The organism is Paenibacillus sp. UNC451MF (assembly GCF_000686845.1).
In the GTDB taxonomy this organism is placed as follows: domain Bacteria; phylum Bacillota; class Bacilli; order Paenibacillales; family NBRC-103111; genus Paenibacillus_S.
Window position 1 is genome coordinate 508,579 of the sequence record NZ_JMLS01000002.1, and the last position, 17,006, is coordinate 525,584.

The 17,006-nt window shown below is 45.8% G+C and carries 15 protein-coding genes; 2 read left to right on the plus strand and 13 right to left on the minus strand.

Annotated features, from left to right (window positions below):
- Positions 1 to 32: 32 nt before the first annotated feature.
- From BP97_RS0105400 to BP97_RS0105415, 4 genes are all read right to left on the minus strand, one after another.
- On the minus strand, positions 33 to 782 hold the full coding sequence (locus BP97_RS0105400) for a LytR/AlgR family response regulator transcription factor (RefSeq protein ID WP_028548172.1): 750 nt from the start codon (positions 780 to 782) through the stop codon (positions 33 to 35).
- Complete coding sequence (locus BP97_RS0105405) at positions 767 to 2,389, minus strand: LytS/YhcK type 5TM receptor domain-containing protein (RefSeq protein WP_028548173.1); 1,623 nt, start codon at positions 2,387 to 2,389, stop codon at positions 767 to 769. Before BP97_RS0105405 ends, BP97_RS0105400 begins: the two co-directional genes overlap by 16 nt.
- 298 nt (positions 2,390 to 2,687) lie before the next feature.
- Positions 2,688 to 3,251: a hypothetical protein gene (locus BP97_RS0105410; protein ID WP_028548174.1), complete on the minus strand. Its 564-nt coding sequence runs from the start codon at positions 3,249 to 3,251 to the stop codon at positions 2,688 to 2,690.
- Positions 3,252 to 3,361: 110 nt separating this feature from the next.
- Complete coding sequence (locus BP97_RS0105415; RefSeq protein WP_028548175.1) at positions 3,362 to 3,664, minus strand: YunC family protein; 303 nt, start codon at positions 3,662 to 3,664, stop codon at positions 3,362 to 3,364.
- Positions 3,665 to 3,849: 185 nt separating this feature from the next.
- Here BP97_RS0105415 and BP97_RS0105420 point away from each other — a divergent pair, with 185 nt between their 5' ends.
- Complete coding sequence (locus BP97_RS0105420; RefSeq protein ID WP_051620382.1) at positions 3,850 to 4,353, plus strand: hypothetical protein; 504 nt, start codon at positions 3,850 to 3,852, stop codon at positions 4,351 to 4,353.
- Between the two features lie 144 nt (positions 4,354 to 4,497).
- On the opposite strand, the gene BP97_RS35410 is transcribed toward BP97_RS0105420, so the two are convergent.
- Positions 4,498 to 6,408: a sensor domain-containing protein gene (locus BP97_RS35410; RefSeq protein ID WP_231506216.1), complete on the minus strand. Its 1,911-nt coding sequence runs from the start codon at positions 6,406 to 6,408 to the stop codon at positions 4,498 to 4,500.
- Positions 6,409 to 6,690: 282 nt separating this feature from the next.
- Here BP97_RS35410 and BP97_RS0105430 point away from each other — a divergent pair, with 282 nt between their 5' ends.
- A complete protein-coding gene (locus BP97_RS0105430; protein WP_028548177.1) occupies positions 6,691 to 7,080 on the plus strand; it encodes a tautomerase family protein in 390 nt (129 codons plus the stop codon).
- 83 nt (positions 7,081 to 7,163) lie between these two features.
- Here the strand turns inward: BP97_RS0105430 and BP97_RS0105435 are convergent, their stop codons facing one another.
- From BP97_RS0105435 to BP97_RS0105470, 8 genes are all read right to left on the minus strand, one after another.
- Positions 7,164 to 7,544: a DUF423 domain-containing protein gene (locus BP97_RS0105435; protein WP_028548178.1), complete on the minus strand. Its 381-nt coding sequence runs from the start codon at positions 7,542 to 7,544 to the stop codon at positions 7,164 to 7,166.
- A 111-nt stretch (positions 7,545 to 7,655) separates the two neighbouring features.
- Positions 7,656 to 7,958 (minus strand): hypothetical protein, encoded by a 303-nt coding sequence (locus tag BP97_RS0105440; RefSeq protein ID WP_028548179.1) that lies wholly within the window; start codon positions 7,956 to 7,958, stop codon positions 7,656 to 7,658.
- A 173-nt stretch (positions 7,959 to 8,131) separates the two neighbouring features.
- Positions 8,132 to 10,450 (minus strand): glycoside hydrolase family 95 protein, encoded by a 2,319-nt coding sequence (locus BP97_RS0105445; protein ID WP_051620383.1) that lies wholly within the window; start codon positions 10,448 to 10,450, stop codon positions 8,132 to 8,134.
- A 201-nt stretch (positions 10,451 to 10,651) separates the two neighbouring features.
- Positions 10,652 to 10,945, minus strand: coding sequence for a DUF3817 domain-containing protein (locus BP97_RS0105450; protein ID WP_028548181.1), 294 nt, complete (start codon positions 10,943 to 10,945; stop codon positions 10,652 to 10,654).
- A gap of 248 nt (positions 10,946 to 11,193) precedes the next feature.
- A complete protein-coding gene (locus tag BP97_RS0105455) occupies positions 11,194 to 12,210 on the minus strand; it encodes an NAD-dependent epimerase/dehydratase family protein (protein ID WP_028548182.1) in 1,017 nt (338 codons plus the stop codon).
- Positions 12,211 to 12,232: 22 nt separating this feature from the next.
- Complete coding sequence (locus tag BP97_RS35415; RefSeq protein ID WP_064745662.1) at positions 12,233 to 13,831, minus strand: glycoside hydrolase family 28 protein; 1,599 nt, start codon at positions 13,829 to 13,831, stop codon at positions 12,233 to 12,235.
- A gap of 294 nt (positions 13,832 to 14,125) precedes the next feature.
- Entirely contained in the window at positions 14,126 to 15,934 is a 1,809-nt protein-coding gene (locus BP97_RS0105465; RefSeq protein ID WP_028548183.1) for a cache domain-containing sensor histidine kinase, read from the minus strand.
- The gene (locus BP97_RS0105470) at positions 15,931 to 16,950 is read right to left on the minus strand and encodes a response regulator transcription factor (protein WP_028548184.1); all 1,020 of its coding nucleotides are present in this window, start codon (positions 16,948 to 16,950) and stop codon (positions 15,931 to 15,933) included. Before BP97_RS0105470 ends, BP97_RS0105465 begins: the two co-directional genes overlap by 4 nt.
- Positions 16,951 to 17,006 lie beyond the last annotated feature (56 nt).

Consider the following 17,006-nt stretch of genomic DNA (forward strand, 5'->3'; position numbering starts at 1 on the left):
GACGCATCATGTCCAAAAACGTGTTCAAGATGTTAAATTTCAAGCATCAAGCGCAAGTCCTTCACATAGTTACGGCTTACGGGAACCATGCTTTGCTGCGAATCACTCATAATGACGTTGTAGGCTCCGTTAACCCAAGACTTCAATTCGACGATCGCTTCCATATGAATAAGATAGCTCTTGTGGCAGCGGAAAAATCCGTATGGAGTCAGCTTCCCTTCCAGATCTTGCAGGGTATAAGCAGCGTCGTACGCTTTATCCTTAGTATGCACCAGGACATGCTTTCCTTCCTTGCTTATGTATACGACGTCCTTAGGCGATACATACTTAATTCCTCCCTCCACCTCCAAAGCAAGCTTAACGCAAGCCGTTTGTGCAGGACGCATCGTTTCCGTTTGACCTTTGACTGTCTTTCCTTGATCGATCCGCTGCAGCTCTTTGAATATGTTGCTTACGTCATTATCATCGTAAGGCTTCAGAATATAATGAAACGCACGCAGCTTGAACGCTTCGACGGCATATTGATCATAGGCTGTAGAGAAAACGATTTTGACCTGAGGGTTCAGCTCAGCAATCACCTGAACTATCTGGAGTCCGTTCAAATCAGGCATTTCCATATCGAGAAACAACAGGTCCGGCGCATGTTCCTTTACTTTTTTGATCGCATCCATGCCTCCAACCGCTTGAATAACGGTATCCACATCATTTACCTGCTCAATCAAGTAGGCCAATTCCTCTCTGGCCGGCGCTTCATCATCGGCAATAACTATAGTCCATCCCATGGTTGTCTCCTTACCTTGAAGCTAATTTTTGTCCCTTCGTTCCGCTTGCTTTCAATTTCCAGCGCTTGCTCCGCTCCATAGTGATACCTCAGCCTTTGCTCTATATTGTTCAGAGCTATTCCAACATGCTCCTCCTCGTGCTGTTGAGCCGTCTGCATCCCTACCCCGTTATCTTCAACCAAAATTCGGATTACAGGCTCGTCTCCTTCCATCTCCTGCTTGATAGACAGCTTGATGACACCAGCTCGACTGGAATTCTTCAAACCATGGACAAGAGCGTTCTCCACCAGCGGCTGAATCGAAAAAGGCGGAATCTGCTTATCCAGTACCTGCTCGTCTATATCCGTCACAAAATGCAGCTGGTCACCAAGTCTAGCTTTAGTAAGCGTTAAATAAGCGGTCACCATCTCCAGCTCGTCTCGGATAGGAACTAGCGTTTTGCTGCTGTTATTCATATTGTTTCTCATCCATTTGGACAAATGCATTACCAATTGTCTTGCATCTTCCGGCTTCGTACGGATAAAAGATTTGACCGTATTCAATACATTGAACATGAAATGAGGGCTCATCTGAGCCTGCAAAGAACGAATCTCTGCATCCGCAAGCAGTTGTGAATGGCGCTCAGCCTCCACAAACGTATACTGCTGCGACAGAAGCTGCGCGAGCGAGTTGAGCATTCTTCGGCGGGAAGGGCTATCATCCTGCTGCCTCGGGTAGAACAGACGAAAGTGCCCGATTTGCTTGTTCTTCTGTGTTTCAATCGGCAGGTCAATCCAATATGGAGTTTTCCTGCCTTCCATCACCTGCTCTTTACCGTTTTTATAGAAAAAAGCACCCACCGCCAGTGTCTCCTCATGAAGTGTCGCAGTAATAGCACGAATCGCCTCATCGATATCCATCTTCCAGAGCGGCATGGTCATGTCTGCGATATGGAGCGCCTTCCGGGCATGCTCGTTACCGATACGGTCTTCTTCGCTTTCGATGGTGTTATACACCATGAAGAACATAGCCACCCCCGTACTGTTTGCAATAGTTTGCGGAATTCCGATCAGCGCTACCAAGCCTAACGCTTCATCCCAAGGTCTCGACAATAACAAAATAAGCGCCATCTGGAGCGATTCTCCGACGATGCCAACGACGAAAGCCAAGGTAACGGAGGACATGTTGCGAAACCTTTTTTTCAAAGCATTACGGCATAAGCCTCCCAGCAAGCCTTGCAGGACAGGTGCCAGCGCACAAGCTACCGCAACGAATCCTCCCAATGACAAGCGGTGAAGACCCGCAACAGCTCCGACAATCAAACCGCTCTTTACGCCACCAAGCAGACCTGCGATGATAACGCCTACCGTACGAGAGTTGGCAATGGCCGCCGTAGGAGATACACTCTCTATCCATGGCGCTGGCTGGTACGCATATTGCGAGACTTCCACTCCCGAATAAGTGCCAAGAATCGAGTACAAGCTGAAAAAAACAAGAAAACGCCAATGATTACGCCTATCTCCCTGATAGCTCATATAGCTTCTCATCCATTTGCTTCGCGAGAAGACAAAGGCGGTTGCAATTAGAAATCCGACTCGTTCTAGCATATCGACCATTAAGTGAAACATAAGCTAGCTCCCTATCCGATATGTATGCTGCCCTCCTATTATACATCGATCCAGCTTTACTTAAACTAAGCGATCAGTCCCAGCGTGGGTCACAATTTCGTCCAGCAACATCTGTTTCATCACGAAAAAGCAGCCGACTTGTCAGGTCCAGCTGCCTTCCTGTTCTCCTTTTAAAAACCGTATTACATTTGTAATCTAATTCTTTTTTTCTAAATGTTTTAATTCCCTACCATGAACTTCTTCATAGATATAATGAATAACTTTTAGCTTTCGCAAGTTTAAGTTTCTATTTCACTTTTTAATCACTTGGCACATCGATTTTTAGTTCATCGTTTACAGAATGCATATTGGACAATATGACTTTTTGCTCGGAAATCTTACTAACTATTTCTTGGATAGAGATGTTGTTATTACAAATAATGATCGTTGGGTAAACGGTATTCCTATACTTGGACCAATAGTGAAAATACATATCGGTTAAACCAAACTCAGAATTCGCTTTACATTTCAGTATTTCTTTTTCAAGCACCTTGTGGTTTTCTTGAATTTGTTCAATAAGTAATTTCTTAGCCAGCTTGAAAAAGTGAGGAAATTCTTTTAACCAAATTCTGAATTCTTCATAATTCAAAAAATAGCGATTGATATTAAACGCTAATTGAATATGTAACCGTCCATGCTTCTGCTCCCATTTGAAATAGACAATACGCCTGCAGGTAAACCTCATATTCTTGTTGATTCTTCTTATTTGCATTGAAGATTCTTCCTTAAGCTGATCTAATATATTAGGGTACTTCACAGTAATCAGTTCTCTCCGCGTTTTTTGGGCTATTTCCATTTTGCGGTTCAACATCTCTTTCGACATTAGGAAACAATCCCCTTTAGGTAAACATGGAAATATAAGAAAACAACAAAAAGCCTACAGAACGAATTCTGTAAGCTGTTTAATCTATACATTGCATCATCCGATTCACATTATTTCATCCTAAGAACAGCTTCTCTTCCTATCATGCCGGGAACAATCCCGAGCTCCTCCGCTTCATAGGTCACAGATTCAAGAGGCGCATTCAGCAGCTCCTCAATCGTACGTACGCCCGTCGCTCTTGCGGCAATAATCCTGCGGTCCTTCAGCCGCTCATTTAGTAGGCCGACATCCAAGGCTCCACACATAATATATCCTTTATCGGTGGTCACGGCCAATAAAGTCGTCTTCGGTAGTTTGACTTCAATGGCCAGTGCGGTGAAGCCGTCTAGTGAAACGGGTTCCATGCGCATCATTGTCAGCAACTCCTTCTCATTCAGCACTGTAGGTTATTATATGTGCCTACCGGGCGTCGCGTGAGTTGAAATCCACCTAATCTTATCTTATTTTAATAAATTATGTTTTCGATTAAAATATCGCTATTTTAAGCCCTCAAAAAATGGTATAGTTAGTTTGTTATAGGTCTAAAGGAGGGGCATCCATGGAGTCGGATCAAAACCGAATCGGCAAACGCAGATTCCTTTTTAACGTAGACATTCTCATCGAAGACGAGACCAATGGGCGTGCTCTGGAGAAGCTGCTTCACTTGCTAAATGGAGACGAAATCAAAGATTATCAAATCAAAGAAGGGGTTGAATTAGGTAAGATTATCGAAAAAGCCTTGCACGAAACGATCAGCAAATCCAAAGAAATGCCGGTCGAAGCGGCACAGGTAAAGCAGCAAACCCCTGCCAAATCAAAGGAACCGAACGTTCCTCCAAAGGTGGACCCGCATCAAGCAATCTGGGATCAGCTCCAGCAATATAAGCAAAATAATTCTCTGGTCAGGTTAACGGTCGTTAAGGGTAAGGGCATTAAGCTCAACATTCCCTGTCGAATACTTAACTTCGACCCGCCAGCCGAAAATGTTTCGGTGTACCACGTTGATGAAAAGCAGGTCTACTTATTTAAAATTAATGAAATCGATGATTTCTCCGTCAGTTAGTTGTTGAAAAAGAGATCTCGATTTTATCGCCAATACGACATTTTTTTGCCATCATTTATCTATGTGAACGTGAACATTCCTAAGTAGTAACGAAAAAGCGGGTAAAGGGAACAATCCCTATGCCCGCTTTTTTTATTTAATTATTTATTTTGGCCGGTTTGCAGCCGCTGACTGCTCATGGACACAAAGTAATGCCTCCGCCTGCTCCGCACTCAAAGGAGGACTGAACCAATACCCCTGGATTTCATTACAATGATTATGATGCAGGAAGCCAAGCTGCTCTTCGGTCTCTACACCTTCCGCGATAACTTTGAGATTCATATGGCGAGTCATCGAAATAATAGATGCCACAATAGCAGCGTCGTTCGGATCGGTCATAATATCACGCACGAAGGACTGATCAATCTTCAGCTTATCAATTGGAAACCGCTTAAGATAGGACAGTGAGCTGTACCCAGTCCCGAAGTCATCAATACTGATTTTGACGCCAAGTGATTTCAGCTCCAATAGCAAGCTGGTCGCATAATCGACATCCATCGTGCTGCTTTCCGTGATTTCAAGCTCCAGATACGCAGGATCTAGTCCAGTGCTGCTAAGCACCTCGGCGACTTTATCGCGCAGGTTGTACTGCAAAAATTGACGCGTAGAGAGATTCACAGACACGGGAACATGAGCCAGACCTTGGTTTTGCCACAGCTTGTTTTGTCTGCACGCTTCCTGCAGCACCCACTCCCCGATTGGAATAATCATTCCGCTTTCTTCTGTGAAAGGGATGAAATCCATGGGTGGAATAAGCCCTTTTTCAGGATGATTCCAACGGATCAATGCTTCAAAGCCAACGATAGCTCCTGTTTTAATATCCATCTGCGGCTGATACTTCAACTCGAATTCGTGTTGATTTAGCGCTTTTCTTAATTCACTTTCAAGAGTCAACCTTTTTAGGGAAACGGATTTCATAGCCGTATGAAATACCTGAACGTTGTTTTTCCCTTTATCCTTGGATCGGGTTAGAGCAATATCAGCACACTTCATCAGGGAGTCAGCATCATCCTCTTCTTCGGACAAGACCGCCACGCCGATGCTGGCTGTTACATGAACCTGATATTGTTCAAGCAGGAACGGCTCTACGAGTACCTCAAACATGCGCATGGCAAGCTGATGCACCTCGTCTGGATGCCCCAAATCCGTAAACATGAAGGCAAACTCATCACCTTCCGTCCTTGCCAAGTAGTCGTTCTCCGAAATGCACCGGGAAAAACGCTCAGCCAATTGCAGCAGGAGCATATCTCCATAATCATGACCGAAGCAATCATTAACAATTTTGAACCGGTCGATATCCAGATAAAAGACAGCCAGCAAATGCCGATGCAGCTTCGCCGAAGCAATAGCTTCATTCAGCTGGGAGCTGAACATTCTCCGATTTGGAAGTCCAGTCATGTCATCATAGTAAGCCATATAACGGATGCGTTCTTCCGTTCGCTTGGTCGCAGTAATATCTTGACCGATCACGATCACTCCGCTTAACTCATCGCCTTCCTTGACCGGCGCCGCAGTAGTGTCGAAATCCAACCGATAGCCATCCTTATGTAGGATTCCCGTCCGGAAAGTCTGCGGTACCCCTTGGCGAACTTGTTCGAGCATTTCCTTAGTCTTGGTCAGGCTCTCTTCCGAAAGAAACTGCCAAAAAGGCTTACCTTCCATCATTTCTCTGGTGTAGCCTAGCAGCTGCTCCGTGTTACCATTTACCTTGCTGATAATTCCTTCTTTATCCATCAAACAGACTACATTCGGATTATACTCGAACAGGGACTCGAACACCTTCTCGTTATCCTTTAACGTACTGGTTGTCGGGTTGATGCTAGAAGACGGCAATGGTAATAAGGAGGACCTTAGTCGAGCAGAGCGGTAAAGCACGAAGACAATGAAAAGATTACAACAGGCAAGCATTCCCCATTCAATAGGCCGATCGACCCACCATGCCGCACTAACGGAGAGCAATACATGTAAACCCACGAGAGATAGCAGCCCTTTGTTATTAATAACTGAATCTACCACATCATTGCCCCTCCTTTACGCGGATTTTCCGACAATGAGAACTACTGATTAATTCTACATATAGGTACGATTTTCCTGCACAAAAACAATAAAAAGTGCATAATCCGCCTTATTATGTCGAATCCCCCCCCCCCAATAAGTCTCACTCGAATAAGACACTATGTTGGTGAGTTTGCCCAATCTAGTTCAATAGTCTTACCCTATGGATAATGACAACTTTACTGGAAATGTTTTATAATAATCTGCGAGTCGAGAATAGAAGATAGAAAGGTGAGCTGAGCCATGCCACAAATTAAAATCTACGGATTAAAAGAGCATTTAAATCCTATCAAGGGAAAACTTTCTGAGGTCATTCATTCCTGTGTGATCGACGCATTTCAATATCCAACGGATAAACGATTTCATCGTTTTTTTCCAATGGATGCTGAAGACTTCCTATTTGCTAATGGTCGGTCGGAGGCTTATACCATCATAGAAATCAGTATTTTTGAAGGCAGAACGGTTGATTCCAAAAAGAAGCTCATCAAGCTCATTTTTCAAAGAATGCTAGAATCGTTCGGCACTTCACCAAATGACATTGAAATTACTTTGTTCGAAACGCCGAAGCATAACTGGGGCATACGCGGCTTACCCGGCGATGAGCTTGAATTGAACTATAAAGTAAATGTATAAAATAGTCCTTACAACGCATTCAGATATGTCGTCCAAAAAAAAGAAATTCGGCCACTCTCAGCCGAATTTCTTTTTTTAAAAGCTTATTGCTTCTTATACTGGAGAGCCGCCAGCACCAGTGATAGCCACCCGAATAAAAATGCCACCCCGCCGAATGGCGTTATCGCGCCAAGGGGCTTGATTCCTGTAACGGCAAGCAAATACAAACTACCCGAAAACAGAACGATCCCGATTAACATCGCCCATCCCGCTCTAGTCAAATGCTTGTTGTTAGGTAATAGCGCGGCTATCATCCCTATTGCAATGATCCCCAAAGAGTGCATCATTTGATATTGAACCCCGGTTTCATAAACCGCTAGCATGTCTGCCGGTATTTTCGTTTTGAGCATATGAGCTCCGAAGGCTCCGAGAGCGACCGACAAAAATGCGCAAATGCTGCCGATCACCACAAAACGTGAATTCATATTATTCACCTCCGATATGGCAACTACTTCACGAACTGCTTGCACATACCATCATATCCGATTTCTATACCTGATGCCAATTTAGCGCCTATCGAGTCAGTTGCTTCAGAGCTAAAATATTTGTCCGACGTCATGTTGACCGATGATCAGCGTGACAGGCTCCAAATAAACGCGGGTAGCCGCAGGACTGACCATTAAATCCGTTTCGATATCCACAATATTGACCCGCTGCTGCTTGCCTTCCCTCTTATCATATACCACTTCAAACTGGCGCAGCCCCAATTGATGCGTAATAACCGAAGAGCCTACAGCCAGAGCAACCAGCTCATGTTCGCCGTGATGAAACAGGACTTCCGACATAATTTCATCGCTCATATCAACAATTTTTACGGATTGATAAATAGAATACTGCATATATATGCCTCCTTTGGTTTACCCTGCATATCGTCCATTTCGACGCAATCCGTCAAAATTCCTGCCTTTTGCTTCCAATGTTCAGCATATATTCACGACTTTTATGTCGAAAATGTAAAATGCAAAAACCTGCCGAATTCCTTTTCAGGTTCGACAGGTTAATCTTCATCTGACTATGCTTTAGATGTAAGCACGTAAGAAGCTCCGGCTTCAACTGACAATTTCAGAAGGTCTCCCTCATAGGCCGCAGAAACTACTGGCCCTTCGCTATGCACTTGCAGAGAAGTCGCAGCATAGATGGAAATTACGCCGCTGTGACTTGGTCGGAGAACGGCTTGGGATAAAGTCCCCTGCTTCCACTCCAGATCGACTTCAATCCCGCCTCTGGCGCGAAGCCCTTTAACCTTCCCGTCCTGCCAAGCCTTCGGCAGTGCAGGCAGCAGAGCAAGCTCTCCACTATGTGATTGCAGCAGCATTTCCACAATACCGGCAGTGCCCCCGAAATTACCGTCAATTTGAAACGGAGGATGCGCATCGAACAAGTTCGGGTACGTCGATTTGGCTAATAACGCCTTCACATTCTCATAAGCCGTGTCGCCTTCACCCAATCTTGCCCAGAAGTTAATAATCCAAGCACGGCTCCAGCCGGTGTGTCCACCGCCATTAGAAAGTCTCCGCTCTAGTGTACGCTTGGCTGCCAATGCAAGCTCAGGTGTATGACGCGCATGGATCATTTCGCCCGGATGCAGTGCGAACAGCTGGGAAATGTGACGGTGGCCCGGATCGAATTCCTCGTAATCCTCCAGCCACTCCATCACTTGACCGTACTTGCCGATAGTCGGCTTTGGAATCCGGTTAAGCGCCGATTCCAGCTCTTGACTGAATTCCTCATCGCAGCCAAGAATACCGGCCGCTTCCTTGCAGGCCGTAAACAGCGTATGGACAATCTGCATGTCCATCGCAGGGCCCATACATACGTTACCCGTCGTTCCGTCCGGCAAAATGAATTTATTTTCCGGTGACATGGAAGGCCCCGTAACAAGACGTCCCTTCGCATCCTCCACCATATACTCCAGCAAAAATTGTGCCGCTTCCTTCATAATCGGATAGGCTCGGCTGCCCAGGAAGCTCTGATCCAAGCCGAAGCGATAATGCTCCCATAGATGAAGAGATAGCCATGCGGCACCCATTGGCCAAATGGAGGAAGACACCAAAATACCTTCAACATGCGTATCGCCCCATAAATTGGTATTATGGTGCGCAACGAATCCGTTGCAGCCATACACTTCACGAGCCGTCACTCGACCGTTCGGCAGCATCTTCTCGATCAAATCGAATAGCGGCTCATGACATTCAGCCAGGTTGCACAGCTCGGCTGGCCAGTAGTTCATCTCGGTGTTAATGTTGATCGTAAACTTCGATTCCCAAGGCGGAGTGTAGCTGTCATTCCAAATCCCTTGCAAGTTCGCGGCAATACTGCCGGGGCGAGAACATGACAAGAGCAAATATCGGCCAAAGTCGAAGAACAGCTGGACAAGTCCCTGATCGTCCTTACCTTCTTGAACCTGTTTCAATCGGACATCTGTAGGCAGCTTCTGCATCTCTGACGTTTCAGGAGAGATGAGCTCCAACCGGACACGTCCGTACTTGTCCGAATAATCAGCAACATGAGCCTGTTTCAATTGCTCATACGATTTGCCCGCAGCGAGTTCCAGCTGCTCCAGACATATCTTCTCAGGATCGTCGAAGCGATACGTCGTATTAGCTGCGAGAAGCAGGATCACCTCATCAGCCTGATCTACCGAGAGGAAATCTCCAATAGTATGAACAGATCCTCCGCGTACGATTGCCTTTAGGCCGGCACGGAATTGAACGCCGTCCTTCCCACATTCTCCAAGCATCATAATCGTATCGGAGCTGATGCTTTTGCTTCCGCCATCGAAAGGGCGGCGCATAAAATGGACGCCGAACGTAAGTCCGCCCGGTTTATTCGTCGCGAGCCGGATTGCCATCACATGGTCTACAGCGCTGCTGAAGTATTCTCTTGTATATTCGAAGCCTTCTATTTGATAACGAACGCTTGCTGTCGCCGTCTCCAAATCCAGCTCTCTGTGGTAAGCTTCCACTTTTTTATCGTGATTCAAGAAGTAAAAGAACAGATCTCCCAAAGGATGATACGGATGCAAATATTTAGGCGCTGACATAAGAGCCATCCGGCTTAAATGCTCTGCTTCCTGCTGTTTACCTTCAAATAATAAACGGCGAATTTCATCCACATGATGAATCGCATCTTGGCTGTTCGCTTTTTTAGGCCCACCGTACCATACGGTATCTTCATTTAATTGGATTTTTTCCTGGGCAACCGTTCCGAAAATCATGCCTCCCAAACGGCCGTTCCCAATCGGGAGAGCCTCCTGCCACTTGCTTGCCGGCTGCTGATACCATAACGATGAACGGATTGAATCCGTCGTGTCTTTGAGTAAACGGGTCATATAAAGAGACTCCTTCCTTTGATGAAAAACTGTAACTCTAGCTTCATATTCTATGTGCATCCTTCCTATTATAAAAAAAATAATCCGTCATTAACATGTAGAATGCTCATATGTATTTGCATAAAGCTAAGATATTTGTCTACAAATGAAAAAAACCGGTGCCTGACAGCACCAGTTCTTCAATCATAACAAAATTATCTATTAATTATATATCTTGCGCAGCCGTGCTTCCAAAACGAAGGTTCCAAAAGGAAGCAGTGATGCGAGGATAGCTCCAAGCACTTTAATGATATTCCAACGATGAACAAACGTCACATGCGCAAGAGCTAGAATATAAAGGACGAACAACACTCCATGCAGCATCCCTATATATTTGACGGGTGCCGGGAAGTCTGCATAATATTTCAGAGGCATAGCAATGATCAGAAGCACGAGAAATGAAATTCCCTCATAAAGGCCAATAGCACGCAAACGCCCGATGGGTGTTTTAAACATGAGACACCTTCCTGTTCTTAGCTTTTTCATTATCAATGACATTATATATAAAAAAACGGTTTTACAATACGAAAAAACGCATTTGTCGAAATATAGTCACTTTTGATTATTTAATAACTGATTAATTACAATAGGGCAGACAAAACAAGCCGATTATACGGTATGTGCAATGACTGTGCATCTACCGCATAATCGACTTATTAGTAAACGTGGTTTAAGCAGTTCTATTCTGATCCAGACACCACGTTCTACAAATTCAAGGCCTTCAATTGCTTGCAAAATTCCGCATAAGCTCCTGTTAATCGGTCTTCCAGGAGGTCTTTCTCCTGATCTACCTGATGACCTTCCCGTTCATACCAATCCAATAGCATGGATAGTCCGGAGGACAGTGAAATATCTGCCTTAAAGCCAGGCAAATCCCTTTTTAGTTTGCTGTTATCGAACAAGCCTGAATAACTTTTTTCATAATATAAGTGACCGAACAAGGCCGGGCTCGCTTCCTTCAAAAGCTCCGAGCTTAGATGAACGATATTCGGCTCCACGCCCAACAGCTTGCCTATTTCCAAATAAAGATCCTGCCAAATATGCACTTCTTCGCTTGTCGCATGATAGGTTTGACCGATCATTTTCTCATTACCTACAGCGCCTACGAACGCTTTAGCCACATCCGGAGCAAAGCTGAAGCTCCAAGGAACTGTTCCGTCACCGAACATAAGGAGAGGCTTGCCAGCACGCATCCGATGTACGATATTGACATTTTGTCGGAGCACACCCAGATTAGCGCATCCGATTCCGTAGGTTAACGAAGGACGAATCATCGTCACGGCCGCTTCACCGCGATCGATCACCTGACGCAAATACCGCTCCATGTCTGCTTTATGGTAAGCATAAGGAAAGGCCGGATCATCGAATAGCTCCTCTGCATCCTCCATAGTGGGGATCGTTCGGAACGGTCTTTTGTAAGCAGCAGTACTCGAGCAAATAATGAACTGTCCTGCACGGTCCTTGAACGCATCCAATGTAAATTCCGCATCCGTTGCGTCAAAAGAAATCATATCGATGACCGCATCGAATTGTTGATTCTTCATCAGCTCGCGGAATTGCTCCCGATTGGATTTATCGCCTACGATGCTCTTCACATCGCCTGCGAACAAATGATTTTTGCTGCCTCTATTGAATACTGTCACTTCATGCCCTTGCGCAAGGGCTTGTTCAACAACCGAACGGCTGATGACTCCTGTTCCTCCAAGAACCATTACTTTCATGATGTCACCTGCTTTTTTATCCCTATTTTACCACAACTGACCCTTGTGCCGTAGCATCTACGATAATATCCTGCACAGCCTTATCCAGCCTGTTGCCCGCAAACACGATATCCTGTGTACCTGCACCGCTGATCTGCGCATAAACATCCGTCCCTTGTGCTGCCGATGCACCTTGAACGAATACTTCCTGCGTATCCTTCAATTCCATAACAGCCGTGTTAGGGTGTGGATTTTTCATTCCGAAGCCTATTAATTCTATATCATCGCCGTTCTCGATTCTAAGAGCAGCGCCTTCTCTCGTTTCGATACGCACGTGATGCATTTGAAGCGAGCGAACATATTTGCAGTACATTCCTTTCCCCGCCATCACAAGCTCCTCACGCACCATATCCGGCTCGCCGCCTTGTTCGTTCGGATCCGTCGTCATTTCGATATGAATGTGATCCATGACAACATCTTCAATCGGCATTTCGGGAAGGCCGTATAGGAATCCTGCCGCTCCCAGTACTTCCGTTGCCGTAATATGGCTCAAATGAATATGGCGGAAAACTGGAGTGGATTCCGAGATCGGCTGCGGTTCGGGACTTGAAATCTCAGGGTTGTCCGGATCGACTCCATAACGGTAAAAGGAGTTGATTGCAATTGGGCAAAGCACACCCTTCATAAAAATGTTATTCACTTGTACATGCTCAATCGTTCCTCCGCGAGCACGGTTCGACTTGAACCGAATGCCCCGGTCCGTTCCAATGAATACACAGTTGGAAATCGTCACATGACGAATACCGCCGGCGGTTTCGCTTCCCAAGACGACTCCGCCATGCCCCGCACGCATGGTGCAGTTCGTTACGGTGACATTTTCGGTTGGAATTCCGATTCGTCTTCCGTCCTCGTCGATACCGGATTTCAAGCACAAGCAATCGTCCCCAACGTCAAATTGGCAATCGGAGATACGAACATAACGGCAGGAATCGATATCGAGCCCGTCCCCGTTCGGTGTGTCCGAAGGATTTTGAATCAGAACGCTGTGAATGGTCACATTATCGCAATAGACGAGATGTGTGTTCCAAAACGGTGAGTTTTGCAGCGTAATGCCCTCCAAACGCACATTCGTGCAGCGGAAAAGCTGGAACAGTGCAGGACGTAAAAATTGCGTACCCCACTCCACAATATTGCTCTTGATATCCATAAGATGACGATTCAGCTCAAACAGCTGAAGCTCTCTTGCGCTGGATGGACGGCGTCCTGCCTTACATTCACGGTACTGCTGCCACCAAGCGACGCCTTGACCGTCAATGATGCCGCCTCCGACAATCGATATATTCGTTAAATCCGCTCCATATACCAGCGGAGAATATCCGTAGCATTCATACCCGGACCAACGCGTTTTAACAAACGGGTAATCGTCCGGATTCGTGGAAAACAGCAGCTTCGCACCTGAATCAATGTGAACGGTCATATTGCTTTTTAAATGAACGGCGCCCGTCAAATACGTTCCAGCCGGAAAAAAGACCGTACCGCCACCAGCAGCCTCGCAAGCTTCCAACGTGCGGCGAATGGCGTCCGTATTCATCGTCACGCCGTCTCCAACCGCTCCATATTCCAAAACATTATACACAGTCATGATGTTCCTCCTGTTCATTCGAAAGCGACAAAAGCGCCGATTTTCTCATGAGTCTCTTTGTTATATTAATCCTATCCTAGTATCGCTGAAAGGAAAGTACCAGGCAATCTCCTGATTTTAACCTATTGGATGAATCGTTCTAGGTATTGGATAAGCAGATAGTCTTTTTTTAACTTCTGGATGTTCTTAATTTAACCTGTTGCCCTATAAGCCCTTATTCCCGTTGACAATAAAACAAAAAGGAACGAGTGAGCTGTGCGTGCAGCCAACTGTTCCCTTCATTTTTATCCTTGCTTACTTATTATCGACAACCGCTGGCATCATCATGATCAGCTTCGTCCCTTTCTCTGGAGTGCTCTCGATCCTTAACCCGTAGGCTTCACCGAAAACCATCTGAATGCGTCGATGCACATTAAGAATGCCGATACCGCCTTTCTTGCCGGATTCTTCGTCCGCCAGCCGATTGGCATATAATTTGGCACGAAGCAGAGACAGCTCATCTTCCGCTATGCCACTGCCGTTATCCTCCACGCTGACCCAGAACATGCCGTCACTCTCTCCTGCATCAATTCTAATGAAGTGATAGTCTTCTACACCGTCAGGGAAAGCATGCTGGAACACATTTTCAACCAACGGCTGGAGCGTGAGCCGAACCATCTTATGCAGCAGGTAATCCGGTTGTACGGCAACATCGACTTCGAACTCTCGTCCAATCCGGTGCCGAAGTATAACCAAGTAATACATGACATGCTTAAGCTCATTGGCTACCGTAATCTCCTCCAAATTCGTCTGAGCCGAATAGCGAAGCATATAAGCAAGCGAATTGACGATTTCGGAAATTTCCTCCGAATCGCGAATGAAGGCATAGCATACGATCATTTCCAATGTGTTATACATGAAATGCGGATTTATTTGCAGCTGCAGCGACTGGAGCACTGCTTTTTGCCGTTCCAACTGCATTTCCTGATTTTTCAGCTCGACCTGGTATACTTTTTCCACCATTTCCTGTAGCCGGTTAACCATGATATTGTAGCGCATCATCAGCTCGACCATTTCATCGTAGCGTTCAGGCAGCGGGATCGTCACCCAGTTGCCTTTTTCCGTCTCGCGCATTCCGTTCTTCAGCACCTGGATCGGCTCTGTTATGGACTTTCCGAATCGATAGGCCAGAAGCAGGGCTATGCACAGCGTGAACAACCCTACAACAATCGTGGTCATACGAATTTTGGAGACGGGCTTTCGCAGCTCATCAAGCGGCATAGAAACGACAAGATTCCAGCCTGAGTAGTCGGATTTCTGGGTCATGTACATCCGCCGTACGTTGTTCTCGGTTGCCTCAACCAAAGAGAGCTCGCCCTCTCTCAGCTTTTGCTTCAGGTCAGCATTGACGAGAGTTCCCACCTTCTCGCGCTGTGGATGGTATACGATCTGTCCTTTATCATCCATGATGAAGAAGTACCCGTTTGGGCCAAGCTCAATTCCTTTCCACATGGCAGCCAAGTCCGACGCTCGCATTTCTATGGCAAGAATCCCTTTAGGTGCGATAGAGGTTAATCCTTTGATCTGCCTGATGAGTGTCAGCATAGGAAAACGAGTATCGTTCAATATACTGTGGTTTAATATACTAAGGCTTCCATCTTCATTCGTATTGGCCCGGTAATAGCTCAACTGCTCTCGAACCTCACTCGTACTGAACGATTGTTCCGGCACATCATAGAAATAATAAGCTGCGTTCTCATTGAAGCTGATGAGGTAGATGGATGCAATCTCCGGATTGCGAATAAAAACCGGATCGACTCCCGCTTCCTTAATAAGTCTGCGATACTCAAAAAATTCGTAAAACTCCGGTTTTGGAGGTAAATCCATGAACCGCTTTACTTCTCTATTGGTTAATAAGGAAACCATGGAACGCTCATACGATTGTAAGTATAGATCTGTATGGTGTACGGCGTTCGCCACGATTTGCGTCATTTGATTCTTGGCCAATACATCCAGCTCTTGAGAAGAAGTGGTGTAAGAGAACACTCCTACACTAGATAAGGAAAGGACAATTACAACTAAAAAATATACAAACAGCTTGCGGTAAACACTTCCACGCTTCATTTGATCCCCATTTGATTTCGAAATTCTGACGGCGAGATCCCGACGATTTTTTTGAACGTTTTCGTAAAATGCGGATAATCCTCATACCCAACCAATTCAGCCACATCAACAATGCGAATATGGGGAACCGACAGAAGCTCCTTGGCCTTCTCGATCCGCCGATTGATCCGATAACGGACGAATGTCTCGTTAGTCATTCTTTTGAATAAAGCGCTGAAGTAAGATGGAGTTAGACCTATCATCGCCGCAACCTGGTCTAGCGATATGTCTTCGGATAGCCTGCTATCGATATATGCCTTGGCCTCCTCCATAGGATCTTTGAAGTTTCCTTTTCGAGCTGCAAGCAGACTGAACGCCATCAGACGAAGACGATTCTCGAATGAATCCAATGCCGACTTGGCGCTTGAGTCCTGTAGTTCTTCATAGACATAATCCTTTAACACGCCTCTTGCATGAAAACGTTTGACCAGCATCGCCGAACAATCCTCCAGAAGCTCTTTCAGCTTGGCCAACGTCAAATTCGCCGATAGACAGTACCGTCTCCACAAGTCACCAAGCCGGGTCAATTCTTCCATCTGCAGCGACCAAATGCTTTGCTCCATCGCATCAATCCACTCGATATAACGGGAGACGGAGAAGTAGCCTGTGGTCGATTCCTGAATAAGCTGGCTCAACATTTTATGCAGGTCATTTTTCATCAGAGGCTTTAGCAAATAATGCTTCACCCCATAGGCCATTGCTTTTTGAGCGTATTCAAAATCGTTATGACCGGAAATAACTGCGGTTTGAATATGTGGATAATCACTATGAATCATTTGGCAAAGGGCCAGCCCGTCCATTTTGGGCATGCGAATATCCGTCAAGATTATATCGGGCTCCAATATATTAATTTTCTCCAATGCGTCCAAGCCGTTCTCTGCGGTTCTGATCCCTTCAAAGGAAGGAGCGTACGCCTCAGCCATTTTGACCAATCCTAACCGAATAATAGGTTCATCATCAACGATGAGCAGATGCATGGAAGTCAGCTCCTTTTGCACCGGTTCTTTGCACGAATCCGTCTAATGTGTGGAAC

Bases quoted from the DNA above. Each gene is read 5' to 3' on its own strand.
- BP97_RS0105470 (WP_028548184.1), bottom strand. From the start codon at position 16,950: ATGCATCTGCTCATCGTTGATGATGAACCTATTATTCGGTTAGGATTG.
- BP97_RS0105455 (WP_028548182.1), bottom strand. From the start codon at position 12,210: ATGAAAGTAATGGTTCTTGGAGGAACAGGAGTCATCAGCCGTTCGGTT.
- BP97_RS0105415 (WP_028548175.1), bottom strand. From the start codon at position 3,664: ATGATGCGCATGGAACCCGTTTCACTAGACGGCTTCACCGCACTGGCC.
- BP97_RS0105400 (WP_028548172.1), bottom strand. From the start codon at position 782: ATGGGATGGACTATAGTTATTGCCGATGATGAAGCGCCGGCCAGAGAG.
- BP97_RS0105420 (WP_051620382.1), top strand. From the start codon at position 3,850: ATGGAGTCGGATCAAAACCGAATCGGCAAACGCAGATTCCTTTTTAAC.
- BP97_RS0105405 (WP_028548173.1), bottom strand. From the start codon at position 2,389: ATGTTTCACTTAATGGTCGATATGCTAGAACGAGTCGGATTTCTAATT.
- BP97_RS0105410 (WP_028548174.1), bottom strand. From the start codon at position 3,251: ATGTCGAAAGAGATGTTGAACCGCAAAATGGAAATAGCCCAAAAAACG.
- BP97_RS0105430 (WP_028548177.1), top strand. From the start codon at position 6,691: ATGCCACAAATTAAAATCTACGGATTAAAAGAGCATTTAAATCCTATC.
- BP97_RS0105435 (WP_028548178.1), bottom strand. From the start codon at position 7,544: ATGAATTCACGTTTTGTGGTGATCGGCAGCATTTGCGCATTTTTGTCG.
- BP97_RS0105450 (WP_028548181.1), bottom strand. From the start codon at position 10,945: ATGTTTAAAACACCCATCGGGCGTTTGCGTGCTATTGGCCTTTATGAG.
- BP97_RS0105440 (WP_028548179.1), bottom strand. From the start codon at position 7,958: ATGCAGTATTCTATTTATCAATCCGTAAAAATTGTTGATATGAGCGAT.
- BP97_RS0105445 (WP_051620383.1), bottom strand. From the start codon at position 10,450: ATGACCCGTTTACTCAAAGACACGACGGATTCAATCCGTTCATCGTTA.
- BP97_RS0105465 (WP_028548183.1), bottom strand. From the start codon at position 15,934: ATGAAGCGTGGAAGTGTTTACCGCAAGCTGTTTGTATATTTTTTAGTT.
- BP97_RS35415 (WP_064745662.1), bottom strand. From the start codon at position 13,831: ATGACTGTGTATAATGTTTTGGAATATGGAGCGGTTGGAGACGGCGTG.